This is a genomic window from Pseudomonas sp. SDO5271_S396, from assembly GCF_054071795.1.
This window is the reverse complement of sequence record NZ_JBSVWB010000001.1, coordinates 284341-309528: the sequence shown is the minus strand read 5'-3', so window position 1 is coordinate 309528 and position 25188 is coordinate 284341. Positions and strand designations below refer to the sequence as shown.

Annotated in this window: 31 protein-coding genes; 23 read left to right on the top strand and 8 right to left on the bottom strand. The window is 57.2% G+C overall.

Going from position 1 to position 25188, the window contains the following annotated elements; all coding sequences use genetic code 11:
• Positions 1-520 precede the first annotated feature (520 nt).
• The 10 genes from ACW9IN_RS01470 (at position 521) to ACW9IN_RS01425 (ending at position 7501) form a co-directional block, all read left to right on the top strand.
• On the top strand, positions 521-793 hold the full coding sequence (locus ACW9IN_RS01470) for a BufA1 family periplasmic bufferin-type metallophore (protein ID WP_457364201.1): 273 nt from the start codon (positions 521-523) through the stop codon (positions 791-793).
• Complete coding sequence (locus ACW9IN_RS01465; RefSeq protein ID WP_457364200.1) at positions 790-1197, top strand: DoxX family protein; 408 nt, start codon at positions 790-792, stop codon at positions 1195-1197. Before ACW9IN_RS01470 ends, ACW9IN_RS01465 begins: the two co-directional genes overlap by 4 nt.
• A gap of 29 nt (positions 1198-1226) precedes the next feature.
• Positions 1227-1988 (top strand): alpha/beta fold hydrolase, encoded by a 762-nt coding sequence (locus ACW9IN_RS01460; RefSeq protein ID WP_457364199.1) that lies wholly within the window; start codon positions 1227-1229, stop codon positions 1986-1988.
• 27 nt (positions 1989-2015) lie between these two features.
• Positions 2016-2288, top strand: coding sequence for a BufA2 family periplasmic bufferin-type metallophore (gene bufA2, locus ACW9IN_RS01455; protein ID WP_457364198.1), 273 nt, complete (start codon positions 2016-2018; stop codon positions 2286-2288).
• Positions 2289-2349: 61 nt separating this feature from the next.
• The gene (gene bufB, locus ACW9IN_RS01450; RefSeq protein ID WP_457364197.1) at positions 2350-3174 is read left to right on the top strand and encodes an MNIO family bufferin maturase; all 825 of its coding nucleotides are present in this window, start codon (positions 2350-2352) and stop codon (positions 3172-3174) included.
• Positions 3171-3920 (top strand): HvfC/BufC family peptide modification chaperone, encoded by a 750-nt coding sequence (locus tag ACW9IN_RS01445; RefSeq protein ID WP_457364196.1) that lies wholly within the window; start codon positions 3171-3173, stop codon positions 3918-3920. The genes bufB and ACW9IN_RS01445 overlap by 4 nt, the downstream gene beginning before the upstream one ends.
• On the top strand, positions 3913-4365 hold the full coding sequence (locus ACW9IN_RS01440) for an alpha/beta fold hydrolase (protein ID WP_457364195.1): 453 nt from the start codon (positions 3913-3915) through the stop codon (positions 4363-4365). Before ACW9IN_RS01445 ends, ACW9IN_RS01440 begins: the two co-directional genes overlap by 8 nt.
• An 86-nt stretch (positions 4366-4451) precedes the next feature.
• Positions 4452-5816, top strand: a complete 1365-nt coding sequence (locus tag ACW9IN_RS01435; RefSeq protein ID WP_457364194.1) for an MFS transporter — start codon at positions 4452-4454, stop codon at positions 5814-5816.
• A gap of 70 nt (positions 5817-5886) precedes the next feature.
• Entirely contained in the window at positions 5887-7017 is a 1131-nt protein-coding gene (locus ACW9IN_RS01430) for an MFS transporter (protein ID WP_457364193.1), read from the top strand.
• Positions 7018-7027: 10 nt separating this feature from the next.
• Positions 7028-7501 carry an MEKHLA domain-containing protein gene (locus ACW9IN_RS01425; RefSeq protein WP_457364192.1) on the top strand — a complete coding sequence of 158 codons (474 nt, stop codon included), beginning with the start codon at positions 7028-7030 and terminating at the stop codon, positions 7499-7501.
• Here ACW9IN_RS01425 and ACW9IN_RS01420 read toward each other — a convergent pair.
• Positions 7498-8019: a DUF3087 domain-containing protein gene (locus tag ACW9IN_RS01420; RefSeq protein ID WP_457364191.1), complete on the bottom strand. Its 522-nt coding sequence runs from the start codon at positions 8017-8019 to the stop codon at positions 7498-7500. The genes ACW9IN_RS01425 and ACW9IN_RS01420 overlap by 4 nt on opposite strands.
• 118 nt (positions 8020-8137) lie before the next feature.
• Between ACW9IN_RS01420 and ACW9IN_RS01415 the strand changes: the two genes are divergently transcribed.
• Both ACW9IN_RS01415 and ACW9IN_RS01410 read left to right on the top strand, forming a co-directional pair.
• Positions 8138-8314, top strand: coding sequence for a hypothetical protein (locus ACW9IN_RS01415; RefSeq protein ID WP_457364190.1), 177 nt, complete (start codon positions 8138-8140; stop codon positions 8312-8314).
• Between the two features lie 14 nt (positions 8315-8328).
• Positions 8329-8526: a DUF6021 family protein gene (locus ACW9IN_RS01410; protein WP_457364189.1), complete on the top strand. Its 198-nt coding sequence runs from the start codon at positions 8329-8331 to the stop codon at positions 8524-8526.
• Positions 8527-8537: 11 nt separating this feature from the next.
• On the opposite strand, the gene ACW9IN_RS01405 is transcribed toward ACW9IN_RS01410, so the two are convergent.
• A complete protein-coding gene (locus ACW9IN_RS01405; RefSeq protein WP_457364188.1) occupies positions 8538-9059 on the bottom strand; it encodes a hypothetical protein in 522 nt (173 codons plus the stop codon).
• A gap of 427 nt (positions 9060-9486) precedes the next feature.
• Between ACW9IN_RS01405 and ACW9IN_RS01400 the strand changes: the two genes are divergently transcribed.
• From ACW9IN_RS01400 to ACW9IN_RS01385, 4 genes are all read left to right on the top strand, one after another.
• On the top strand, positions 9487-10335 hold the full coding sequence (locus ACW9IN_RS01400) for a hypothetical protein (protein WP_457364187.1): 849 nt from the start codon (positions 9487-9489) through the stop codon (positions 10333-10335).
• 276 nt (positions 10336-10611) lie between these two features.
• The gene (locus tag ACW9IN_RS01395) at positions 10612-11349 is read left to right on the top strand and encodes a hypothetical protein (RefSeq protein ID WP_457364186.1); all 738 of its coding nucleotides are present in this window, start codon (positions 10612-10614) and stop codon (positions 11347-11349) included.
• Positions 11350-11565: 216 nt separating this feature from the next.
• Complete coding sequence (locus ACW9IN_RS01390; protein WP_457364185.1) at positions 11566-12111, top strand: hypothetical protein; 546 nt, start codon at positions 11566-11568, stop codon at positions 12109-12111.
• Positions 12112-12295: 184 nt separating this feature from the next.
• Positions 12296-12592 carry a hypothetical protein gene (locus tag ACW9IN_RS01385; protein WP_457364184.1) on the top strand — a complete coding sequence of 99 codons (297 nt, stop codon included), beginning with the start codon at positions 12296-12298 and terminating at the stop codon, positions 12590-12592.
• Between the two features lie 672 nt (positions 12593-13264).
• On the opposite strand, the gene ACW9IN_RS01380 is transcribed toward ACW9IN_RS01385, so the two are convergent.
• The 4 genes from ACW9IN_RS01380 to ACW9IN_RS01365 form a co-directional block, all read right to left on the bottom strand.
• Positions 13265-13474 (bottom strand): hypothetical protein, encoded by a 210-nt coding sequence (locus tag ACW9IN_RS01380; RefSeq protein WP_457364183.1) that lies wholly within the window; start codon positions 13472-13474, stop codon positions 13265-13267.
• Positions 13475-13565: 91 nt separating this feature from the next.
• Positions 13566-15875 carry an AAA family ATPase gene (locus ACW9IN_RS01375; protein WP_457364182.1) on the bottom strand — a complete coding sequence of 770 codons (2310 nt, stop codon included), beginning with the start codon at positions 15873-15875 and terminating at the stop codon, positions 13566-13568.
• Between the two features lie 306 nt (positions 15876-16181).
• Positions 16182-16607, bottom strand: a complete 426-nt coding sequence (locus ACW9IN_RS01370) for a GNAT family N-acetyltransferase (RefSeq protein ID WP_457364181.1) — start codon at positions 16605-16607, stop codon at positions 16182-16184.
• Positions 16608-16760: 153 nt separating this feature from the next.
• Complete coding sequence (locus ACW9IN_RS01365) at positions 16761-17711, bottom strand: LysR substrate-binding domain-containing protein (protein ID WP_457364180.1); 951 nt, start codon at positions 17709-17711, stop codon at positions 16761-16763.
• A 98-nt stretch (positions 17712-17809) separates the two neighbouring features.
• Between ACW9IN_RS01365 and ACW9IN_RS01360 the strand changes: the two genes are divergently transcribed.
• The 3 genes from ACW9IN_RS01360 (at position 17810) to ACW9IN_RS01350 (ending at position 20262) form a co-directional block, all read left to right on the top strand.
• Complete coding sequence (locus ACW9IN_RS01360) at positions 17810-19027, top strand: MFS transporter (RefSeq protein ID WP_457364179.1); 1218 nt, start codon at positions 17810-17812, stop codon at positions 19025-19027.
• A gap of 290 nt (positions 19028-19317) precedes the next feature.
• Positions 19318-19728: a hypothetical protein gene (locus ACW9IN_RS01355; RefSeq protein ID WP_457364178.1), complete on the top strand. Its 411-nt coding sequence runs from the start codon at positions 19318-19320 to the stop codon at positions 19726-19728.
• A 15-nt stretch (positions 19729-19743) separates the two neighbouring features.
• Positions 19744-20262: a hypothetical protein gene (locus tag ACW9IN_RS01350; RefSeq protein ID WP_457364177.1), complete on the top strand. Its 519-nt coding sequence runs from the start codon at positions 19744-19746 to the stop codon at positions 20260-20262.
• Positions 20263-20349: 87 nt separating this feature from the next.
• Here the strand turns inward: ACW9IN_RS01350 and ACW9IN_RS01345 are convergent, their stop codons facing one another.
• On the bottom strand, positions 20350-20853 hold the full coding sequence (locus ACW9IN_RS01345) for an NUDIX hydrolase (protein WP_457364176.1): 504 nt from the start codon (positions 20851-20853) through the stop codon (positions 20350-20352).
• 242 nt (positions 20854-21095) lie between these two features.
• Here ACW9IN_RS01345 and ACW9IN_RS01340 point away from each other — a divergent pair, with 242 nt between their 5' ends.
• Positions 21096-22043, top strand: coding sequence for an alpha/beta fold hydrolase (locus tag ACW9IN_RS01340; protein WP_457364175.1), 948 nt, complete (start codon positions 21096-21098; stop codon positions 22041-22043).
• 109 nt (positions 22044-22152) lie between these two features.
• On the opposite strand, the gene ACW9IN_RS01335 is transcribed toward ACW9IN_RS01340, so the two are convergent.
• Positions 22153-22389, bottom strand: a complete 237-nt coding sequence (locus ACW9IN_RS01335; RefSeq protein ID WP_457364174.1) for a DUF6555 family protein — start codon at positions 22387-22389, stop codon at positions 22153-22155.
• A 120-nt stretch (positions 22390-22509) separates the two neighbouring features.
• Between ACW9IN_RS01335 and ACW9IN_RS01330 the strand changes: the two genes are divergently transcribed.
• The 3 genes from ACW9IN_RS01330 to ACW9IN_RS01320 all read left to right on the top strand — a co-directional run bounded on the left by ACW9IN_RS01330 (position 22510) and on the right by ACW9IN_RS01320 (position 25187).
• Complete coding sequence (locus tag ACW9IN_RS01330) at positions 22510-23328, top strand: arylamine N-acetyltransferase family protein (RefSeq protein WP_457364173.1); 819 nt, start codon at positions 22510-22512, stop codon at positions 23326-23328.
• A gap of 96 nt (positions 23329-23424) precedes the next feature.
• Entirely contained in the window at positions 23425-23781 is a 357-nt protein-coding gene (locus ACW9IN_RS01325) for a c-type cytochrome (protein WP_457364172.1), read from the top strand.
• Positions 23782-23858: 77 nt separating this feature from the next.
• Complete coding sequence (locus ACW9IN_RS01320) at positions 23859-25187, top strand: D-arabinono-1,4-lactone oxidase (protein WP_457364244.1); 1329 nt, start codon at positions 23859-23861, stop codon at positions 25185-25187.
• The last annotated feature ends 1 nt before the right edge of the window (position 25188 follow it).

The following is a 25188-nucleotide window of genomic DNA, read 5'->3' as shown; positions in this document are numbered from 1 at the left end:
TTTGGGTGCAGATGTGCAGCAGCAGTCTTGGAAAGTTGATGTCGATCAGAAGGTCGAGAAGGTTGCCCTCCTTTGGGGCACGATCATTTTTATCGGGTGTCACGGCTCTGGATCCAGTGAGTGAGACTGTCTCAACACTGAAACATTTTATTACCAGATGCCTGGATGTAGCAGAATGTATGCCAGTTGGCATGTCGCAAAGATGACAACAACCTCATGAAATTTATGGTGATTTTTGCGGTCGTCGGATCTCTGGATCACGCTTCGTTCGGAAAGGCGAATATTTCCAATTGTGTCGTTCGGGATGCCGAATAAACCGGCGGTGGTTTGGCGTGGTTTTTCTGGCTGTGTATCACAGTGTGTCTTCGCACCATCCTGATACACCCGCATGACGTTCTGTCGCGTTGGCGACACAGACCGGATACACGCCTGGCTTTAACTATGTCCACCAGCTGGCGCAGACGGTCACCGACCGTCGAGACGCCCTGGCCACATTCAGTCAAGCCAGGAGATCCATCCCATGAAGCGTCCTTACGCAGCCCTCGCGGCAACCCTCGCCCTGTCCATCAGCGCCTTCTCGGCCGTGGCCCACGCCGATGAGCCCAAGCCCCAGGAAAAATGCTTCGGCGTGGCCCTGGCCGGCGCCAACGACTGCGCGGCGGGCAAAGGCACCTCGTGCGCGGCCACGTCCACCACTGACTATCAAGGCAACGCCTGGGTGCTGGTCGACAAAGGCACCTGCACCCAGATCAAGACCCCCAAAGGCTACGGCAGCCTGACGGAGCAGCCGTGATCCAGCGTGTCTTGCCCCAGGCGCTGCTGTTGCTGGTGGCGCGGGTAGGGATCGCGGCGGTGTTCTTTCTCTCGGGACGCACCAAGGTCACCGGCTTTCTTGAACTCAAGCCGTCGACTTACACGCTGTTCCGCTCCGAGTACGCCTTGCCGCTGATCCCGCCGGACTGGGCCGCGCACCTGGCGACCTACGCCGAGCACCTGTTCCCGCTGCTGCTGGTGCTGGGCCTGCTGACCCGCCCGGCCGCCGCCGCGCTGTTGGGCATGACCCTGGTGATTCAGGTGTTCGTGTACCCCGATGCCTGGCCGGTGCACCTGACGTGGGCGGGGCTGTTGCTGCCACTGCTGGCGCAGGGCGGCGGTGCCTGGTCGCTGGATCGTCTGTTGTTCGCCAAACGTGGCTGACCTTTATACGACTTTGATGGAGTTTTCTTATGCGCATGCTTTCTTCCCTGGCCCTTGCCATGGCCATGACCGTTCCGCTGCTGGCCCAGGCTGCCGATGCACCGCAGCCCGGTGCCGGTAAAAACGTGGTGATCGTGCCCGGTTCGTTTGTCGACGGTTCCGGCTGGCGAGTGGTGCACGACATCCTGATTCACAAGGGCTACAAGGTCACTGTCGTGCACCAGGGCCACGAAAGCCTGGCCGCCGACGTGGCCGAGGCCCGCGAGGTTCTTGAGCAGCAGGTCGGCCCCGTGGTGCTGGTGGGTCACAGCTCCGCCGGTGGTGTGATTTCGATTGCCGGCGAGCGCGACAAGGTCAAGTCGCTGGTCTATGTGTCGGCCTTGCAGCCGGAAGTCGGCGAGACCATGGGCCAGTTGCTCGGCTCGATGCCGGCACCCAGCGATGACGTGCAGGCAACCCGCGACGGCCACCTGTTCTTCGACCGCGCCAAGTTCAATGCGGACTTTGCCGCCGACCTGACCACCAACCGCACCGACTTCATGGCCGCCTCCCAAGTGCCGGCCACTGCCGCGCTGTTCGGCGGCACCGTGTGGGCCGCGGCCTGGCACAAAAAACCGACCTACGCCGTGGTGTCCACCGAAGACCGCGCCCTGAGCCCCGACCTGCAGCGCTGGATGTACAAGCGCGCCGGTTCCAAGGTCACCGAAATCAAGGCCAGCCACTCGGTGTACATCTCCCAGCCTGAGGCTGTGGCGAAGGTCATCGAAGACGCGGCATCCGTTATCAAGTAATTCACCCCAACCCCTGGAGAAATACCCATGAACACTGCATTCAAATCCCGCTTGAGCCTGGCCGCCGCTGCTGCACTGGTGGCGCTCGCCTCCGCATCGTTCACCCAGGCCGCCAGCGCCGCCGACCAGCCGGAAAAACCTGGCCGCTGCTACGGCGTCAACACCTGCAAAGGCACCAGCCTGTGCGCCACCGCCAAGAACGACTGCAAGGGTCTCAATAGCTGCAAGGCTGAAGGCGTGATCGTCAAGACGCCGTCCGAATGCCTGAAGGCCGGCGGCACCTTGACCGAGCCGAAGTAACACGCCCCCCCTGTGGGAGCGGGCTGGCCCGCTCCCACATGTTTTTCGCGGAGAATCATTCATGCCCACATCCAATCCCCATTTTTCAGGCTACGGCCTGGGGTTGCGCAAGGAGCATTACGGCGACTTCCTGGAGACTTCGGTGCCGGTGGATTTCGTCGAAGTGATCTCCGAAAATTTCATGGTCGCGGGCGGTCAGCCCCGGCATATTCTGCGCCAGGTCCGCGAGCGGCACCCGGTGGCCCTGCATGGCGTGTCGATGTCGATCGGCACCGCCGAAGGCCTGGACCCGGACTACCTGCGCCGTCTCAAGTCACTGGTGGACGAGATCGACCCGCTGTTCGTCTCCGATCACCTGAGCTGGTCGCGCAGCGGCGGTTTCAATTCCCATGATTTGCTGCCCGTGCCTTACACCGACGAGGCGCTGGACCGGGTCTGCGCCAATATTCACCAGGCCCAGGACGCGCTGGGCCGCACGATGCTGTTCGAAAACCCGTCCAGCTACCTGGCCTTTGACGGTGCGTCCATGAGCGAGTGGGAATTTATCGCTGCCATGGCCCGCCGCACCGGGTGCGAGCTGCTGCTGGACGTCAATAACATTTATGTCAGCGCGAGCAACCACGGCTTCGATGCCTTGGCTTTCCTCGACGGCATTCCCGCCGAGCGGGTGCGCCAGGTGCATTTGGCCGGCCATAGCCAGGGTCGCGAATTGCTCGTCGACAGCCATGACAGCCCGGTGTGCGCCGGCGTCTGGGCGTTGTATGCCGAAGCCATCAAACGGCTGGGGCCGGTGGCGACCATGATCGAGCGCGACGACGAGATCCCGCCGTTGGGCGAACTGCTCGACGAGCTGGCCATGGCCCGTGCCCTGGGAGCGTCGCGATGAACCTGGCCGAATTGCAGCAGACCTTTCGCCAGTGGCTGGTGGACGCGTCGGACGAATCCGCCCGTTTGCTGGGCAACCACCGCGCGGGCCTGGCGGTTTACCAGAACAACTACCGCGCGCAATTGGTGGGGTGCCTGGAACAGGCGTTTCCCAACCTGCGGCGCTGGGTCGGCGAAGACGCGTTTCTGACGGCGAGCATTCGCCATATCGACGCGTTCCCGCCCCATGCCTGGACGCTGGATGTGTACCCCGAGGCGTTCTATCGCACCTTGAAGGCGCACTTCCCGCACAACCCGGACGTGCACGAACTGGGCTGGATCGAATGGGCCTTGAATGAAGCCTTCGTCGCCGCCGATGCGCCGGCCCTGGCCCTGGACGCGCTGGCCGAGGTGGACTGGGATGCGGCGGTGTTGCAGCTGGCGCCGTCGTTGCGCTGCCGGGCCATCACCACCAATGCCGAGGCGATCTGGTCGGCGCTGTGGCAAGAGGCACCGCTGCCCGAGGCCGAAATGCTGGCCGAGCCCGGCGGCATGCTGGTGTGGCGTCGCCAGTTCACCTCGCGGCTGCGCCCGGTGGACGCCCTGGAATTGCAGGCCCTGTTGCACTTGCAGGCCGACGGCAGTTTCGCCGGGTTGTGCGAGTTTCTGGTGGCGCGTTTGGGGGAAGAGGCGGGCGTGACCCAGGCGGGTGAGTACCTGGCCACCTGGCTGGGCAGTGAATTGATTGTAGGAGTGACTCATGTTTGATCGTCGACGTTTTTTGCTGTTGGCCGGTGTGGTGATGGCCGCGCCCGCGTTTGCCGTGCAGCAGGTGAGTACCGATGAGGCGGACCTGCGCTATGAGCAGGTCGGGCCGGAGGATGGTCGCGCGATCATTCTGCTGGCGGGCGATGTCGCGGTATTTGCCGAAGTGACAGCTGCGCTGGCGGCCCAGGGCTACCGGGTGATCCTGCCGTACCTGCGTGAGCAGGACGACACCGTGCAGGGTCAGGATGTGCTGGACTTGATGAACGAACTGCATATCCCCGAGGCCGTGCTGGCCGGGGTGGAGCAGGGCGCGCGGGTGGCGGCGCGGACGGCGGTGCTCAAGCCGAGTCGTTGCGTGGGGGTGGTCACCCTGAACACCAAACCCCAGGCCGGGTTCGCCGATGCGGTGGCGGTAATGGCGAAGACCGGCCACTGGCGAACATGAAAATTTCGACAGCCAGGCAATCGGCCACTGAAAAAAATCCGCGCTGCTCGTAATCTAGAGGCCTTTGTCACCTGTGCGGATCGTTCATGTCTTCTGTTGCCGATGGGTTGCCCTTCAATAAACGCCTGCCTGCCGTGATCGCCCTGTCCCTGGGCATCGGCATGGCGACCCTGGACACCGCCATCGTCAACACCGCGTTGCCGACGCTGGCCGAAGGCATCGGCACCGACTCCGCCTCGGTGATCTGGGTGGTCAACGCCTACCAGTTGGCGATCATCGCCACGGTGTTGCCCTTTGCGTCGTTGAGCGACGTGTGGGGCCATCGCCGCGTGTACCTCGGCGGTTTGCTGCTGTTTATCGTCTCGTCGCTGCTGTGCGGGCTGGCCGGCTCGCTGGTGACCCTGACCGCCGCGCGAGTGGCGCAAGGGCTGGGCGCGGCGGCGGTGATGAGCGTGAACACCGCCTTGTTGCGGCATATCTACCCCTCGAAAATGCTGGGCCGTGGCCTGGGCTACAACTCGTTGGTGGTGGGGTTGGCGTTTACCCTCGGGCCGACGGCGGCATCGGCGATTCTCTCCGTGGCCACTTGGCACTGGCTCTACTTGATCAACGTACCGCTGGGCTTGCTGGCCCTGGCACTGGGGCTGCGCTCCCTGCCGAGCCTGCCCATGAGCGGGCACGCTTTCGACCGCCTGGCGGCGCTGCTGTGTGCCGGGCTGTTCGCCTTGCTGGTGTTGGGGCTGGGCACTGCCGTGCACGGCGCCCAGGGTGTGCTGACCCTGGGCCTGGTCGCCGTGGCGCTGGTGTGCGGGGCGTTGCTGCTGCGCCGCGAGGCCGGGCACCCGGCGCCGATGCTGGCGCTGGACCTGTTCAAGCGCCCGGTGTTTGCCTTGTCCTCCCTGACCGCCATCTGCGCCTTCAGCGCCCAGGGCCTGGCGTTTGTGTCGCTGCCGTTTTTGCTGCAAGCGGTGCTCGGCCACAGCCAGGTGGAAACCGGTTTTCTGATGACGCCCTGGCCCGCCGTGGTGGCGGTGATGGCCTTGGTGGCCGGGCGCCTGGCGGACCGGTTGTCGCTGGCGGTGCTGTGCGGCATCGGCCTGTTGATGCTCAGCGCAGGCATGGCCGCCCTGGCGACCCTGGCCAGCGGCGCGTCGGCCTTCGACATCGGCTGGCGCATGGCCTTGTGCGGTGCCGGCTTCGGGTTTTTCCAATCGCCCAACCTCAAGGCCATCATGACCAGCGCACCCCTGGCCCGCAGTGGCGGCGCCAGCGGCATCGTGGCGATTTCGCGGTTGCTGGGCCAGACCCTCGGCGCCTCCCTGGTGGCCTTGTGTTTTCACCTGGCGTTGGACAGCGGCCCGCAATCGGCCTTGTGGTTGGGCTGTGCGTTTGCCCTGGCCGGTGCGCTGGCGAGCGGCCTGCGGTTGTTGCCCTACGGTAAAAAAGCGTAATTGGCGTTGTAAAACACGGCGATAGACGGCTACCGTGGCAGCCTGAGTATTTCGGGATGTTTCAGATTTTATGTCGAGCCAGGCCCTACGCACCGCTGATATCACCTCCCGCCGCGCCGCGCTGACCCTCGGTTTATGCCTGCCCAGTGACGTGTTGCTCTACCTGCTGCTGCCCATGGAATCCCAGGCCTTCGGCATTACCCTGGCCCAGGCTGGGGTGTTGCTGGCGGCCAACCGCCTGGTAAGGATTTTCGGCTACCGCCATGTCTTGAATTTCTACGCACGCCATGGCGATCGCCTGACTTGCTCGCTCGCCGCCGGCGCCGCTGCCCTGTGTGCGCTGGGCAACTCGATGCTCTCCGGGTTTGCCGCGCTGCTCGGATTGCGACTGGTCTGGGGCCTGTGTTTTGCCGCGTTGAACCTGTCGACCCAAGTGTTGGCCACCTCCGAGCCCGTCGGCGCGGCGCGGCGGGCAGGGCGCTCCCGGGCGTTGATCGCCCTGGGGCCGATGCTGGCGCTGCCGCTGGGCGGTTGGCTGACATTGTGGGCGGGGCCGCGACCGATTTTTCTGATCCTCTCCGGTTTATGCCTGGTGGGCCTGTGGATGGCGCGCGGGTTGCCCACCGCCGGGCATGACTTGCAGGGCACGCCGGGGCGGCGTTTCAAGTGGCCCGACAGCGTGGCGACCTGGTCGTTTATCGAAGGCGTGGCGCTGGACGGGCTGTTTATCTTCGGCCTGTCGATCCAGGCCCAGAAAATTCTCGGCGGCGACGCGGTGTTGATCGCCGGTGGCCTGATGGCCCTGCGTTACGCCTCGGAAATGCTCTTGAGCCCCTTGGGTGGCCGTGCCGCGCAACGCTTCGGCGCCACCTCGATGCTGCTGTTGTTTTCGTTTTTGAGTGCCCTGGCCCTGACCGCGTTCGGCAGCTATTGGGTGATTGTCGGCGCGGCGGCGGTGCTGGTGCTGCGCGCCTTGCAACTGCCGCTGGTGACCACCCTGGTGGCCGAGCGCAACCCGGGCTCGATGCGTGTGTCGGCACTGGCTTCCAACGCGGTGTGGCGCGACGTGGGCGCCGGCCTGGGTCCGCTGCTGGCGGGCCTGCTGCTGCCGGTGGCGTCGGCGCCCTGGGTGTTTGGCCTGGCAGGCGCGGCCATCGCCTTGAGCGCGGTGTTCTGCTGGCGAGCAAAGATTTCCAACTGACGATGTGAGGTTGTGTGTGTCCCTTCAACAAGATTTCGTACAACAGCTGGACAAGGCGTACCGACACTGGACCGGCCAGGGACTGCCGGCCCCCGCGCACCTGGACCCGCAGCAACGCCTGGCCTGGCTGCACGCCGAGGCGCCCTACAGCCTGCTGTCCCACGATGGCGCGGCGGACCCGCGTTTTACCTACGTCAATGAATGCGCGCTGAACTGCTTCAAGTACCCGCGCGAAACCTTTATCGGCATGCCGTCGCGCTTCAGCGCCTCGGAACTCGACCGCGCCGCGCGCCAGGTGCTGCTGGAACAGGTCACCGCCAAGGGCATCGCCGCCGGCTACAGCGGTTGGCGGGTGGACGCCCACAACCAGCCGTTCATGATCTACGCCGGTGAGGTGTGGACCCTGCTCGACGACGCCGGCCAAGCCTGCGGCCAGGCCGCGTTGTTCTGGCCGGACGAGTCGCGTATCGGCGTGCTGGCTTAAGCGCCTTTAAGACCCTCCAGCCACGCGGGATCGAGGCGCGGCTGGTCGGTATCGATCCCCAGGGCCTGCATTTTTTCCTGGTGCGCCTGGATCTCGCCGATCAGTTGCGCCTGGGCGCTGGAGTTGGCGTCCAGCGCATGCATCTGCGTCAGCCCCAAATGGTAGAAGCGCAGCACCTTGATCGCCTGCGGGTCATTGGCCTGCACCCGCTCGGTCACCTTGTGCATCACGTTGGTCACGCTCATCAGGCTGCGTTTGAGCTGCCAGCCATACACCGCCGCCGCCATCCACGGCTGGGTCCAGAACGGCCCGCGCAGCAAGGCCAGGGTGATCAACACCGCCGCGAACACCCCACCGACATTGAAGCGAAAATTATCCCCGCCCGTCTCGCCGAACAGCTGCACCGCAAGGGTCGACAGCAGCATCGCCAACGCCAGGAACAACACCGCAATGATCAGCGTGCTGCGTCGGGTTTGCTGGCGGTAGGTGACGGGGTCGCAGGGCTTGAGTTCGAACATCCGGGGCAGGTCTCCAGAAGGGGGCAGGGGAGGCATCTTCGCATGCCTGGGCAAACAAGTTGAACGATGGCTCGTCGCGGTTTCTCTAAAACCCTATAGACCCCGCGAGGTGAACACCATGCCCGACTACACACAGCCACCGCCCGGCACCCCCAACCCCGACCGCACCCCCGGCGAAGAAGAGCGCGACAACGATGCGTTGCGCCCCAACGACCCGGCGGAGCGTCAGGACAACGACGTGGAACAGGTTGAAGAAGACCTGGAAAACCTCCACGACAAGGCCCGCCCGCTGTAAACCAGGAGACCACCATGAGCCATCCCCCGAAAGGCCCCCGTTCGGACGAACACCGCAGCGGCGAAGATGAACTGGGCTTCGACCCGGACTCCCCGGATGTGCAAGACCCGCAAGTCGACCCCATAGGCCCGGCGATTGCGCCGCTGGACAAGGAGAAAGCGCCGGTGGAGAAACAGCGGCCTTATGATCCGTTGGGGGATTTGAAGCCGTAAAGGCCCCACACTCAATCGTTTCTGATCCGTTTGAGCCAATTCCAGAAAGGGTCACTGGATTCATTGGCGTCCATGCTGGTAGTGCTGGGGACGAGCTCCGATGCGCGGGCCGGGATGCCGAGGCCAAGCGTTCGCTCCACGAAATCCCGCAAGGCTTTGGGCGGTGCGGGGTAGTCATTGTCTGCGTATTGCTGGTCCCGCAGATGCGACGGCGTCTGCGTAAACTCCTCTGGCCAGCAGTGTTCGTTGTAACCTATGGCCAGCAAGCGAATCAGGTCTTCCACACTCTGGGTCAAGACGCAGAGCATGGTCGATCCAGAACCCGAGCCTAGATGGACGATTCGCTGCTGACCCTGGTCATCCAGCCACAAACCCGCCCACGACCCATCGCCACCCGTCCTGAGAAATATGCATAGGTGCTCGTTTACCGCAGGGTCGTCGCTGGCGGTCCATTGAGCTGTATCGGCGGCGTTTGGTACGTGGAACGCGGTGATTGCGCTGTTGTTGTATTCGGGGGCGGGGTGCAGGGGCATGTAAGGCTCCCCGGTTCTGTAATGACGGAGGCAGCCTTGGGCCTCTAGAAATTCTAGGGTTTTTCGTAGTAGCGGAGGGAGCGGGTTTCTTGGTGGGAAGGCGGTTGCCAGGGTGGTGGTGAAAGGCATGGTGTTCCTGTTGGGGGCGGTTAGGGTGTTTTTTTTGGGGGGGTATGGTGTGCGGTTTTAGGTTTGCTTTGGCTGATTGTTGCCGTACACGAGTGATTGCTTTCGGCCAATAGCGGACGTCTATCCCGGGCTCTGTTGCCTAAAACTACTAGGGCGGCAGACGAGGGGGCAGTGGATTCGTGTCGTTCCGCCCGTATGTCAGATAGGTCAACGACCTAGAGCAGTTGGAGTCTCTTTCCGAACCGTGTAGGCTTTGGACACCACTCCCCTATCCGTTAATTAGAGCATCGAACTTCTCATGGATGACAGCTACGAGATTGGCCATAGATTCATTGTAGTGGTTCCAGATAAAACCGCTGAAGCAATGCGCGAAGCCCAAATGGCAAAAGAGCTACCTGAAGAAAGTTTCGTCACGAAGCTTGCAAATTCTGTTTTTTCTTTTTATGGAGAGCACTTTGCTATAACTCTCGGAAAGCAAGCCGTAGAAATCATAAAGACAATAATGGATGCTCTGGACAATGGAGCTGATCTGACCACTCTAAGCTATTCCGAATCCAAAAAACTTAATCTTATATTCTCGCCGGGTCATCCGCGAGAAAATGTTGTTTACGCTCAGCACCCCGCAAATCCTCTTGTGTATTACACCGCTAGCTCCTTTCATCGCCAGGCTTTTGAACATAAATTTGCAGAGGTGATAACGCTTTTGTCAAGCCTTGGCGCAAATGAAATCAAAGTCGAACATGTCAGTGGTTGGGATCAAGATTTTTCAGCAGGTCTCGGCATTACAACTCTAAGTCAAGACTCTGCGTCAGCTGGTGTTAAAAGAAATTGCGCAGAGAATAGTGCGGTCCTTTTTGATGCGAAACTCACGGGGCATGATGCTCCCTCAGTTCCTTGCGATTTGACTTGGTATCCTCATGAGTCTCTTTGGCAGGCTGTTGCTATTGCTCGTGTAAATAACGGATTAAAAAATTTCAACCTATCACTAACGTACTCAGATGATTACGGCTTGAATGCTGGTTTCAAGGCAGCATTAAAAGGTACTGGTTTAGATTTGGGTGGGAAATTTGAAGAGCATCAATCTACAGTTTGGAAAATAACAGGCAACTTTGGCCCGGAAAATCCTTTTGATGGCGCCAGTGCATGAGCATTAAAATAGTTGCAGGGAGCACATCCAAGAAAACGCCAGGAAAGTTACTACCGCTCTGCTTGGAGCAGCACTCCCATAAGACGAAACAGTAATGGTAGGACTGTAAATCACGCACGTCAAAGGCTTATCCTTTTATCGATAATTGCAAAAAAAAACGGGTGAGCGGCGCTATTTATTGGAGCTCGTATTAATATGCCGCTGCTTTATTATGGGGCGCTTTTTTGGCTTGGTTAGCATGCATCTTTTTGGTTGTCAAATAAAGGCGGAGCTTACTTGTCCAATTTAAACTTAGCATTTAGCTTTAATATTTTTACTCTCGCCCAGTCTATTTTAGTCATGAAGATGCTTGCCGAACAGACGGAGAAAAATGTGTTATTAGCACTCAAGGAGGCTGATGAACCGGGCGCTGTAACGGAGAAGGAGTTTGAGGATGAAGGGTATGATCAGTATGGCGAAAGCCGCCCATTTACAAATAAATATTATTCCTGCGGATCATCTTTCGGGTATGACGCGGATGAAGTAAAATTTGAACATAAGTTTTTAATAACTCAGCTCACTCGGCGCTCGGCATACCTTACAATCTTTGGTTTGTTCGAGCATCATATCGGTAACTGCCTAAAATTCATGATCGACCTGACTAAAAATGAGGAAGAACTAAAAAGTAAGGGGACGATAGAGAAATTTCACTACATCCTAAAACAATCGGTTGGCGCTAAGGATATAGCTGATGTGGATCACCTAACAGTGGTTAGAAATATTATGACTCACAGCGACGGCACCGCTAAAGACTACAATGAAATCCGATCTAGAAAATATAAAAAGCCCAGTGAAAAAAGACTATTGAGAGCTATTGATAGGGTAGAGGGAGTTCGGATCAACCAGTTCGATGGCCTGGTTATGGATGAAAGTTTTCTAATTTACGCTATAAGTGAATTTAATCGATATGCTACAAGCTTGGACACAGCGATTCAAAATTACCATAGAGAAAAGGTTGACGGGTTGACGGGCTGATGGGAACGTTCAGTTGAATAGCCCACAGTTTCGTAGATACAGATGCTCGTTATTTTTTTGGCCGATAACTGTCGCTCACGGAGGACCGCTACCGGCTAAAAGCGGACCGGTCTACAGCGTCGTATTATGTCTCTATTGAGGATCGGAAGCGTCTACGAAACCCGGAGCGATTCAGTTTCAATCTAACGTTACGAATCATGGAAGGATTAAAATGAAGTGAACGGATATGTTAAGTTCGATCGATTTATTGACCTGGAAGCATCCCTCGAGCAACTTCTTGCTCAGATTCAGAGAGAGGAAATGACGCCAACCTCTTGGAAGTGGGCGCTCATCGCAGCTCATTCTGCCCTTCAGGGTTCTATATGCATTGCGCTTCGAGGCAACGCAGGCTTTGATACGTGGAAGCCAATCCACCTAAAAAAATGGTTAGATGCGTACGAAAAAAATAAAGATTTACCTGATCCTCAGCTTGATTACTTTATGGAGCTATTCGACAGACTATTTGATGGCGAGTCTGGAATAGACAGGGACTTGATAAAATGGCTAAATGATTCTAGAAATAATCTTATTCATTTCAATGCAGATCACTACTCAATAGAGCGCAAATCTATTGTTTGTGCAGTTGATGCGTCAGTAGTGGCGACCATAGCGGCATCGACACGAAGCAAGGGGATTTTTTTCTATGACAAACAGCAGCCGGAGCGGTTTTATATGCTATGCGAGAGCATACGCGCGAGGCTTAAGATGTTAATGGATGCCTAACAATGTAAAGTGCTCAAAATTCATATGCGAATTCAACTTCTTTTGGCCGATTAAACTATTTATTAGACGCGTGAATCGGCCAAAAAATTGATTTTTCCGATGGCTAAGATATCATATATGAGCGATAAAACACGCAGTCAACAATATTCAAGGGCCTGCGATGTAAACCACTGAAAAATTTCAAATGCGCAATGGCTGTATTCTCGAAGACACGATGGTGCGTACCTTCGCAAAAAATGCTGAGGGGGCCTTTGACCAATTCTTGTATGAAAGGGCCAATCCTATTTCTCGTCCGAAACTAGCGCACGACGCTGACGTCTACAATGAACATGAAAATAGAAAGAGTGTGGCGGGAATTAAAACTATAGTTTTCTCGGCGATGGCGCTCGAAGCTGCGGCATTTGAATTTGCCACCATCCAACTTGGGGAGCCTCTCGCAAGACGGTATCTGGATAAGCTTGATCTGGTGGTAAATGGATAGTCATCCCGCGACTGGTTTGTGGTCAATCATTTCGAGAAGATAGTCCGGCCGTGAACAGCCTTAAGTGCTTAGTCAAAGCCCGGAATGCCTTGGTACATCACAAGTCCAGAGAGTGGGACCGTATCAGCAAATTCGGAGAGATGAGAGAAACGATGATAAAACGAAGGAATTTTTGAAATAAATCAAGTTTCTAATGCATTCAAAACGCTGGTCCTGCTGTTACTGGAGCTTGAAGCCTTGCTGGATAAGAGAGCTCCGGGACCGTTGCCTCATTTTGGAAGGGATGCAAACCCCCTGCCTCTAAGCAGTTCGCATATGGAGCAGTTTGTTCATAAGTGCCGCGAGATTCATCGAGATAACTTGAAAGTGGGTTGAGGCGTGGGGGCTTACTATCCAATAGAATCGTTGTCCAATGGCCTCCCAAAATTCAGTCACCTGTTCTTGGTGCGAGAGGCTGCCGAGTATTCGTCAATTTTAAAACTACGATAGGCCGCTTCTGGCCGACTTCTGCCCGCTTTGCCAGCAAAGAGCTGTAGGGTGCGGTCTACCAGCAGTATCACCCTGATTGTTTCATCAGCACTGGGGGGCAATCCGTCCGAGCTGATCATAGATGCGGGGTTCTGAATCAAAGAATTTCGGTGATGCCCGGCTTACGCCGGGCTTATGAAGCAATCACGCTTCGGCGGGTTTAGCACGATATTTGTTGATGTTATCTACTAGTAGTTGAATAGATGCAACATCTGTCTTGATTTCTTCCAATCCCGCTACTGGCATGTCTTTATTCATGGCCTGAAGATGCGCCTCTGTCATCCTATGGCCCTTTTTCCACAAAATTACAATATCATCAGCGTCTTGCTTTCGAAGCCCGGTAATCTTGTGCAAATTCCCGACACCAACCATGTCACTAAACCTAGTAATAACTCCATTTAATACGACATCCTCTACGACCTTCTCTACCGTCGCACGTATGTCGCTATAAAGAATTCGCACATCTCGCACTAATTCTTCGCCTGGATAAACGGGCCATGGCTCCATTTTTTTTTACTCGAGCTTCAAGCTGGCGAATCCGTTCTTTATATCCAGTTTTATCCCACGGTAACCCCTGTTTGACTACTCCAGCAGCATCTCCCACCCATTCTAGATGGTGAACAAGGTGAGGAATCTCTTTCGCCTCCCCTAACGAGTCGATTAATTCACCTAGAAAGGATATATCATGCGTCAAAACAATCACCTGCCTAAAAGCAGCTTCCTCAACTAATCTTCGAGCAACTTGACGTCTCCTCACGTGATCAAGAGACGATACGGGATCATCAAATATAATCCCACCTCGGTGATCCGAAAGTTTAAGTTCCGCTAAAAATGCTCCAAGCGAAACCGCTCGCTGCTCACCTTCACTCAGAACTTGCTCTATTTTTTTTGCAGCAGGCAGATCGAGCAACAGAGTGAATTTTACGGTGCCTCGATCAACTCTTTCCTTGAGTTTGGTTTTTATATGGCCGATACCCAGCTTGATAAACTCCTCATCGAGAGCTTTTCTCAAGGAGTCGGTTATTATTTTCCCCGCTATATCTTTAGATTTTGCTGAAATAGCTCTAGAATTCAATTGTCCCTTACACCCATCAAGCTTGGTACGATAGACAATGCGACTATGAAGGGCCAGTACAGCCTCAACTATCAGAGCAAGAGCTGCACGAGACTTCAGCTCGGCTAACTCATTTGATAGCTTTTTGAGTTTTTCGGGATTTGACGCCCTTTTATAGAATCTGGCTTTACAAAGTTTAATGGCTGCAACTTTACGAAGTTCGCTAACAGGACTAGCATCTAGGTCTGGGACGTCGTCAAAATTTACAGAGCGGGCTGCTTTCAACATCCATGCTTTGTAGCCATTAATTTTATTTTGATAGTTCTTAAGTCGGTCGACCAACCCTTCTGCCTCTCCACCTAGCTCTACTGCCAGGGCTTGGCTAAAGCCGAAATCCAAATTTGAGCGATCTATCTGATCCAGAACATCATCAAGCGCTGTTTTTTTCTCCGAAGCAAGCTTAGTTGCATTTTCTTTTATAAAATTATTGAACCGGCGCATTCTTCCTGCGACTGGTTCTACTGATTGTTGACAGAGCACGCAGACAGCATCTTCCTCACAATTAGGGAAGTCATGATCTGGATACGCAACACTTGTAGAGTACTTCTGCGCAGCAAGAAACAATTCTTTCCAAATGGCTTCACCAGAGCCTGGTAAGAGATCATCTTCGGCTCTAAGCGCTCGTGCAGCAGAATCCACGCCCTCTGTAGCATCGCACGATTCTTTAACCAAACGCTTAAGCTTATCTAAGGCCTTCCCCGTCGTGTACTTCTCTTTCTTCAGAATTGTTTCTGCAAGATATTTGATGTGAGCGGCAGAAGTCTTCAAACTTTGGTATTTCAATATGGGATCGGGCTCTGCTATCGCTAACTCCAGATTACTGAGCCTGTCTCGCTCTTCCTGCGAAAGCGTGCCCAGACCGACAATATTCTCCCTACTTGTCTTTTCCCCAAAGTTTTCGAGCAACCTGCCGACGGCAGTTTCTTTATTAAACCCAGCAAGAATGTCGAGCGAGACGTCAATTCCCTTCAGCTCGTCATTCATTAAGGCTAAGACCTCTGGCACAACCTTACTAGCCAGAGCCTCAACCACGTCTAATCCCCTCGGAAGGTACGCTGCATCGCCCTCTATTAGGTAGGCGCTTGCGCACGAGGTATCGAATACACTCACACAAGAAAGCTGTGGAGGGGGCACCGACCCACTTGTCCAATGAAACGTCTGAGCTACCCCGTTCAACGAAGCGGTGAACGTCGCCTTAGGTTTACCGGCGCCCACCGCCGCTTTGGTAACATCACCGAGTATCTCACCGCCCCTGTCTCGAGCACGGCAGGCATGTTTCAATACTCGCGCATAACCAGACTTCCCGGCGCCATTACCGCCATAAATCACAGTCACGCCCTTCTCCTCAAAGGTAAGGACTTGGCCTGGCATAATTCTATTGACGTTTTCCAGATCACTCATCGACTTGAGCGTGACGCTTAATGCCGCCTCACCACCGGCGGGTATGTGATCGGCACTGAGCGGGTTTGCCTGAAGGCCCTCCACGACTTCAATGTCGTTTTCATGCTTCAGAAGCGCGTAAAAATCACGGAAATCCTGAGGGCCCAATTGCTCATTGAGCAGCAGCCTTCTGGCTGCATCTCGAAGCCAAAGAGATAGGTCTTTTTCCGACCAGAGCAGTACGTCATTCAATATCGACATAATTCCTCCATGAACAGCTTGATGCACCAGGCCAACAACTGGCCAATCGACATTACCAACCGTTCCGAGGATGCAGTCCCTGAAGAGAAATAGCTAGCTGAGCGCGTTCACCTTCCACCAGTTCCCAAAAGGGTTTATCAGTTCCGACTGAGTCTTCATGCATTTTATGGACACGCTCGAATGACTGCTTATGGCCGATAGCGGTAATTCGCGAAAGACAGCCTCCAACCCAAATTTGACGCAAAAGACCAGCGCCAAATAACCAATGCATCCAAGCAAAAAGTGAAGCAATCGGCCAATACCCTGTCAGCACAGCCGTTTCTGATAATAGAACCGGGTATGCCCCGGCGGATAATCTGCCAGGCGTCCAAACTCGGAGTAACCCAGTTTTTGATAAAACCCCGGTGCCTGAAAACTGAAGGTCTCCAGCCAGATACCAATGCAGTGCTTTTTCTTCGCGACGTCTTCCGCCATGTGCATCAACCGCTCTCCGAGACCCTGACCCCGCATCGACTCGGAAACACTGACAAGATCAATGAGTAGCCATCGATAAGAGACCTTGCCATACAGTCCACCAATGACTTCATCGCTATTGGGGGCTCGTAGCAACAACGCAAATGTTTCGTGGGCATCGTCCCCACCCTTGGACTGGTTATGGGCCAGCAGCGGGTTCAAGATTCCTGACCTCTCTGCTTCAGTCACATTTGTCGAAAGCTGGATTTCCAAAGGCATGGCGCTCTCCCTGAGCGATAAATCATCGAGACAACAAACTAGCGCATTTCTGGTGTCGACAAGTGGGTCAGCAAACGCTCATGGGGCAACGCTTGTGCAACTTCCCCTGAAGACTATTCAAACAACGAAACCCCCCTGGCTGCCAGAGCCGGCTCACAATCTCCTCGCACGCGGCGCTTCAACGTCGAGCAACAGCGCTTCGGTTGCGCGACCAAAATGATCAGTCAGAAAATCCAGCAACACCCGTACCCGGGGAACCCGGTAGCGATTGCCGTGCAGCACCGCATAGACGCCGGCCTCACGCACACAAAACTCCGGCAACAGGACTTTCAGCCGTCCAGCACGGATGTCGGCGGCCGCATCCCAAATGGTCTTGCGGGCGATGCCGTGTCCGGCCAACGCCCAGGCGCGAGCGAGCGCGCCATCGTTGGTTTCCCAGGCTTGGTTCATGGGCACGGTGTGGTTCCATTCCTGACCGTCCACGGTGAAGTGAAAGGTGTTCAAGGGGCCTGCGGACGTTACCAGCACGATGAACGTGTGATGATCCAGGTCGGTAGGTGTTTGTGGCTCGCCGTATCGCGCCAGGTAATCGGGCGAGGCGCACAGCACCCGCCAATTGGGCGCCAGTTGCCTGGCGATCATCGAGCCGTCCTGGGGTTGGCCAAACCGGATAGCCAGATCGACATCATCCTGCATCAGGTTCGACACCGAATCCGACAATGTCAGCGCCACGCGCAACTGCGGATGCAACTTGCTGAATGCCTCAAGCCAATCGTTCAAAAGGTTGCGGCCAAAATCAGCCGAAGCGGATATCCGCACCTTGCCCCGCACTTCTGTTTGACTGGCTTGAAGCCCGGCTTCGGCCTCATCGATCGCCCGCAAGGCGACCCAGCACTGCTGCAAGTAAAACCGGCCTTCTTCCGTGAGGCGCAGCTGGCGCGTGGTGCGATCAAACAACTTGGTGCGCAACGCCGCTTCCAGCTTGATCAGCCGCGCGCTGGCCGCAGCAGGCGACAGCGCCAGTTTGCGTCCCGCAGCAGACAAACTGCCGAGTGCTGCCGCCTCGACGAACAAACGCATATCACCCAATCGGTCAGTGGCCATATTCAATTCAGTTTTGATAATTCTTCAAAGAGTAGGCTAATTATCAAAACCATTGCAATTCCCCACACTGGTGCCTCCTATCCCGTTGAGCACAGGTCATGAACGGCGAACCGCAACTTGAAAATAGCGTTTTAACCCCACCCGGCGAGAGCGCACATCGCTCCACCACACGCCTGCCACTGGCGGCTTTGCTGGCCCTGACCCTGGGCAGCTTCATCGCCACCGCCAACGAAACCGTCCCCGCAGGGATACTGCCGCAAATCGCCGAGGCATTCGGGGTGTCGCAAGCCTGGGCGGGCCAGTTGGTGACCCTGTGCGCACTCGGCTCCGGGTTGGCGGCCATTCCATTGACCCTCGCACTTCAGGGGTGGAGCCGGCGTTTGGTCCTGCTGCTGGCCGTCGCCGTGTTTTTTGTGTGCAATGCGGTGACCGCCCTGTCGCCGTGGTTTTCCTTGACGCTGGCTGCGCGCTTCTTCGTCGGTATCGCCACCGGCCTGGCCTGGAGCCTGCTGGCCGGCTACGCCAGACGCCTGGTCGCCCCAGCGTTGCACGGCCGTGCCATGGCGCTGGCCATGCTCGGCATCCCACTGGCCTTGGCCTTCGGCGTACCGCTGGGCACCTGGCTCGGCCAGTTTTCAGGCTGGCGTTGGGTGTTCGGCACGCTCTGCGGGCTAAGCCTGTTACTGATGGCCTGGATCTGCCTCAACGTGCCTGACTACCCAGGCCAGCGCTCCGACCGACGCCTGCCGCTGCGCACCGTTTTGCTTACCCCAGGTGTGCGGCCAGTACTGGTGGTGGTCATGCTTTGGATTCTGGCGCACTACACGCTCTATACCTACATTGCTGCGTTCCTGGCCTCCGTCGGGATGGCCGATCAGGTGGAGCGGGGGCTCTTTGCATTTGGCATGGCGGCGCTGGTTGGGCTATGGATTACGGGCGTGTTGATTGACGGCAGGCTTCGGCGCCTGATGTTGCTTAGCCTTGCAGCCTTCACCCTGGTTGCGTTTGCCTTTGGGGTGGGCGGGCTGTCGGTCAGTGCGATTTATCTGGGTATCGTCCTGTGGGGAATGAGTTTTGGTGGTGCGCCTACCTTGTTGCAAACCGCTCTGGCGGATGTTGCCGGGGAGGGGGGTGACATTGCGCAGTCGACGTTGGTGACGGTTTTCAACCTGGCGTTTGCAGGGGGTGGAGTGATTGGCGGGATAATGTTGGAGTCTTGCGGGGCGGGTGCGATTCCGTGGGTGGTGTTGGGAGTGTTGGTGCCGGGAGGGATGGTTGTTTGGGGAGGGCTAGCCACAAAGGCGATTAGTGGCTGAAGGCTCCACATCTAATTATTAAATAGACAATAGCAAGGCGTTGACTGGATAGTGGCGGTGTGATATCAGCTTGTCCTATCGTTTTATGAGTTTTTAGCTTTTCAATGGGGATGTTATTGAAGAGATAAACAGTGAGACGGTCTCTAAACTGCGGTTATAAATATAATAATAGCGAGGTCAGTATGTTGCTTTTCATTAAGGTCAGCGGTTCCGATCATCGATGTTCATCTTTAAAGGTTTAGTGGGAGTGTTATTTTAGACTTTGACTTTGTCTGAATCGGCAGGAAGCCATGAAAAAACTTTTCCATCTCGTCAGCGTGCTCGCCTTTGCAGTGCAGATATCAGGATGTACACAAAACGTCGTCGCTCGTGGCGCGGAGGGGCTTGCCAATGATGCAAGTGCCTACTTCAAGTCCGAGAATGATTGGTCGTTGGGTGGGCTATCAACTACGGTAGTTGCTATATACCCAGTCGTGGGGAAACCTGTACTGGAACCCAATTCAATTGTGGATTACGGTAAGGTAAAAGTTGCTCCTGGGGTATACGGTGTTGCATTGAGAGTTAATTATGGGTATGGCGTAGCCTATCCTTTTGTCAGTGTCGACGCCAAACCTGGCAAGACCTATCTGTTCACAGCCAAACCTGTGATGGACCGAGCCGCTGTCAGGGCTGAGTATAAAGAAACCAATACCTTTGATTAAACCCAGGGAGGGGGCATGAGGCTGAATTTATCATTTCTTGGTTTTGTGTTGCTCGTCGGAACAGCAGGGTGTGTCTCTCAGAATATTCCAATAGTCGAGGACAATAGCGAATCTTCAACCAAGGTTCGCTTTGTTTCTCCGCGAGAGATGGGATGGATTAACCTATACCCTGAGACAGACTGTAATAACGGTGCACTTGTGGTTTTTGACAATCCCGTCGACAACTTTATAGAGTCACTGCGCGCGCGAGCGCCTAAAAGAATTGGAATGATTGATTCTCCCGATCCAAACTCGCGAGAAGCAGCAGAGTACTCGTTCAAAGGCGGTCAAACGGTCAATATTGCGGTCACCCCTTTCCCTGGACGCTGCCTCGGCGGTTTAAGCTTTCGCACTGAGCCAGGGTCGCAATATGAAGTTGTCCTGGTGAGCAATACATCGAGCGGCTGCAAATTCAAGATCAGTGAACTAAGCCTGCTCAATGGTGTGCCGCATCGGGAGCCTGTTAAAAAAATAGCACCATTGATCTGCAAGTAGCGTACGAAAGCTAACCGCCACTACGTACTGCTGCGAGGTGCAAGACAATGAGACCGACTTTATCCAAAAAAGAGTGGACTACAGGTTTCAGTGTCCGGCGATTTCGGTGGTCAAGCCTTGATGACCGTTCCCACGCTCTGCAGGGGAATCAAAGACCCCCTCAAGCATGCCCACCAACCCCTCCGGCCACACCTGTTCCTCCGTGTCCTTCAGTTCCTGAACCGACCACCAGTAATGTTCCGCCATGACTTGGGTCTCGTGTGTCGTCCATTGCGCACTGGAAACGCTCTCGCTCTGCGCGTGCACAACAAAATACTGCTCGACCGCCAATACCTTTTCACCGTCGGGCAGGCGCAATGCAACGTTGCGCTCCGCTACGGGGCCTGTGACGGTGGTGGTCTGAATACCGGTTTCTTCGCGTAGCTCACGCAACGCGGCGGCGTGGAACGTTTCTCCTGCTTCCAACCCACCGCCTGGGGTGGCCCAGTAGTTGTCGCCGGCCAAGGCCCCGTTTTTATGCACAAATCTGAATAGCAGGACTTTTCGAGAGGGGCTGATGACGAGCAATCGAGCGGCTTTGCGTTCACGCATGGGATGTTGATCTCCTGTAAGGCGTTGAAGTGTGGAGAGCAATCTCATCCACAGCAACCTCGTCCCGCAAGCTGTCACTGGCCGGTAGCTGGCAACCACCATTTCATTCCACGAAACGATCCATTGCCCGGGGCGTCGCTTCTTATCAAAAACAAAGACGTTGATCATTTGGTTCAGCGGGCTAGCCGTACGACGCGGCCAGTTCGGGAACCTCTCAACGTAGTGATAAAGGAGTGATGGTTATGTCTTTTCGGGCCAAGGGTTATCTGGGTGTGTTGTTGGCATTTCTGGTGGGAGCGGGTGAGGCCTGTGCGGCCTCTTCGGGGGCGGCGTCGGTCCGGATGGCTTACCGCGATGTGGTGGTGGACGGCGTCAAGATCGCCTATCGCGAGATTGGTGATCCTGAGGCTCCCGCCGTTTTGCTGCTGCATGGCGTGCCGAGCTCTTCGCGGATGTATGACGCCTTGATGCGTCGCCTGGGGGGACGCTTCCACTTGATCGCGCCTGACTACCCGGGCTTTGGCAACAGCGACGCACCCGCTCCGGGCCAGTTCAGCTATACCTTCGATCATTACGCCCAACTGATGGCGCACTTTACCGATGCCGTGGGCGTCAAGCGCTACGCGCTGTTCATGCAGGACTACGGCGCGCCGGTGGGCATGCGTCTGGCGATGGCCAGGCCGCAGGCGATAACGGCAATGATCTTCCAGAATGGCAACGTGTACAGCGAAGGCCTGGGCAAGATGTGGGAGACCCGCAAGGCGTACTGGGAGAACCGCGCGGCCCATGAGGCTGCGATTCAAACGGCGCATCTTTCGGTGGAGCTGACGCGGGCGCGCCATATCGGCACCGACCCGGATGTCAGTGCCTACGATCCCGACCTGTGGCACGACGAGGTCGCCTTCCTCAATCGTCCGGGTGAGGCGGCCATCCAGATGGAGCTGATCTACGACTATCGCACCAACATCGCCGCTTACCCGGCATGGCAGGCCTGGTTGCGCAGCCATGCGCCTCGCACGCTGGTGCTGTGGGGCAAGTACGATCCGGCGTTTATCGTCGAGGGGGCGCAGGCGTTCAAGCGCGATCTGCCCACGGCGAGCATCGAGATTCTCGACGCGGGACACTTTGCCATGGACACCCGGCTGGATGAGGTGGTCGAGCGCACGGCCAGCTTCCTGGGCAAGCAGTAAGGCGCTGACGGAGGGGGCATCACTACCACGCAATCTCTGACTTCAGGTACACCTGTCATCGAAGTCGTTACCTATAAAAACCCCGCCTGATCAGCGGGGTTTTTCTTGCTTATCTCGGCGCCACCCACGTTACCTCACTGATCCCGAACTTCTCCGCCCACGGTCGTGTGGTCTTCTTCACCTGCTCATGCCCCACACGTCCTACACGACTGACGTGGGCAATATCCGCGTCCACGGCTGCCCAGTGCCAGGCTTCGGCGTTGTTCATCAGTTCGGCGCGGACGACGAAGGTTTTCGGTTGACCGTGCAGTTGGTAGTGGATGGTGTAGATTTTCGCGCTGCTCATGTTGCCTCCCTGTCTTGTTATAAATGGAGAGCGCAAGGTTCCAAAAGGTTCAGTCAAAATGACAAGGTGCATACTGGCGCGGCATAGTGGCGCCTTTGCCATGCGCCCAAGGAGTGTGCCATGTCCCATCTGACCCACAGCCGCCTGTACCTGCAACGCCTGGCCTACGACGCGCCGCCACCGCCCACGCTGCAAACTTTGCGGGAGTTGCAGTTGCGCCATGTGTGTACTTTTGCCTTTGAAAACCTGTCGTCGCTGTTGCATTTGCCGGTGCCGCTGGACCTGGCGAGTGTCGAGCAAAAGGTCTTGCTCGATGGGCGCGGCGGTTATTGCTTCGAGTTGAACCAGTTGTTCCTGGCGCTGTTGCAGGAACTGGGCTTCGAGGCGCGCGGCCTGACGGGGTGGGTGGTGATGGGCGGGCCGCCGGACGTGCGAACCGGGCGCACCCATCGCTTGAGCCTGGTGACGCTGGACGGCGTGCACTATGTCACCGACGTCGGTTTTGGCGGCATGGTGCCGAGCAGCCCGTTGCGGCTGGACACCGAGGCGCCCCAGGTGACGGCCCACGAACCGTATCGCCTGACCTTCAACAACGGCCATTACACGCTGTGGGCCCAGGTGGGCGAGGAGTGGCGGTGTCTGTACGTGTTCGACCTGGAGGAACAGGCCGATATCGACTACGAAATCGGCAACTGGTACGTCTCCACCCACCCGCAGTCATCCTTCGTCGGCCAGTTGAAGGCCGCGCTGCTGGCGCCGGGGCGGCGCTATACCCTGGGCAATGCCAACTACGCAGTGCATTACCTGGACCGACCGAGTGACAAGCGCACCCTGAAGCAGGTGGATGAAGTGCTGGCGGTGTTGCGCGATACCCTGGGGATTCGCTTGCCGCAGCATCCCGGGCTGCATGACGCGCTGGAGCGTTTGCTGCTGGCCTGACAAGCCCCCTTTGTGTCCGCCAAAACCCTCAACGTGAAGCCCTCGCTGCCTTAGTGTGAAAGTCGCTTTCCACACCAATAAGCAGAGAGGGTGGCCATGCGCCGCATTGTCTTGTCGCTGGCCGTTTTCGGCCTGCTGAGCGCCTGTGACGACACCACGAAACACGCCCCCGGACCCGCCACGGCGGCCAACGCCATGCCCACGGATGCGGCGTTGGCGCAGGTGTACGACACCAGTTGCAAGCTGTGCCACGCCAACCCGGCCTCCGGTGCGCCGCTGACCGGCGACCGTACCGCGTGGAGCCCGCGCGTGGCCCAGGGCGCGGACACCCTGCTGGATCACAGCATCAACGGCTACAACGGCATGCCGCCGATGGGCCTGTGCATGCAGTGTTCCGAGGAGCAGTTTGTGGCGCTGATCAGCTTTATGGCCGATGTTTCCATCCAGCCATAAGAAAGGGGAGAGGGCGGATGACGCTTTCACGGCGGCAACTGTTGCAGCGTAGCGGCTTGGCCGGGGCTTTCCTGGCGTTGACCAGCAACCCGGTGCTGGCCCAATTGGCCCGGGCGCCACGCTTGATTCCCTGGCGCAACTGGTCGGGGGCACAAACCTGCCTGCCCCTGGCGCGCCTGGCACCGAAGAACCTGGATGAACTGGTGCAGGCGATCCGTCAGGCGCCGGGGCAGATTCGCCCCGTGGGTTCGGCGCATTCTTTCAGCGCCTTGGTGCCCACCGACGGCACCTTGTTGTCGCTGAGTTACTTCAACGGACTGCTCGACCATGACCCGGCCAGCCTGCAAGCCACCTTCGCCGCCGGCACGCCGATGTCGCGCATGGGGCCGGCGCTGAAAGCGGTGGGCCAGGCGCTGCCGAACATGGCGGACATCGATTACCAGACCCTGGCCGGCGCGATTTCCACTTCTACCCACGGCACGGGCGTGGGGTTTACCTCGTATTCCGGTTGTGTCACCGGCCTGCAACTGGTGACCGCCACCGGCGAGGTGCTGGACTGCGACGCCCAGCGCCACCCCGAGGTGTTCAACGCGGCGCGGGTGTCCCTCGGCGCGTTGGGGGTGGCCACGCAGATCCGCTCGCAGAACCGCGCGCCGTATCGCCTGCGCGAACGCCAGTGGATCGCCAGGACCGAAGAGCTGCTGGAGGAAGTCGACAAGCACACCCGGGAAAACCAGCACTGGGAAATGCTGGTGGTGACCCATTCCGACTACGCCCTGGCCATCGCCCTTAACGAAACCAGCGACCCCGAAACGCCACCGGTCGACCCGGCGGAAGCGGGCGGCAATGAGTTTGTGTCGATCATCGAAAAGCTCGACAAATACGCCAGCGACTTTCCCGACACCCGGCGCACCTTGCTCAACAGCCTGCGCTTTTTCGCCAGCTTCGAGGATCGGGTGGCCGAGTCGTTCCAGGTGTATGCCAACGTGCGCAATGTGCGTTTCAACGAGATGGAATATTCCGTGCCCGCCGAGCAGGGCCCGGCGTGCCTGCGCGAGATCCTCAAGCTGATCACCGACAAGGACCTGCGCACCTGGTTTCCCATCGAGTACCGCTACGTCAAGGCCGACGACATTCCCCTGAGCATGTTCGAGGGGCGCGACAGTTGCTCGATCTCCGTGCACCAGCACCACGCCATGGACCACCATAATTTCTTCGCCGCCGTGGAGCCGATTTTCTGGAAGTACGCCGGGCGCCCGCACTGGGGCAAGTTGCACAGCCTCAACGCCCGCACCTTGCAGCCGCTGTACCCGCGTTGGGACGAATTCGCCCGCGTGCGCCGCGAGCTCGACCCTGGCGGCAAATTCCTCAACGCGCACCTGGCATCCATCCTGGGGGTGGTCTGAT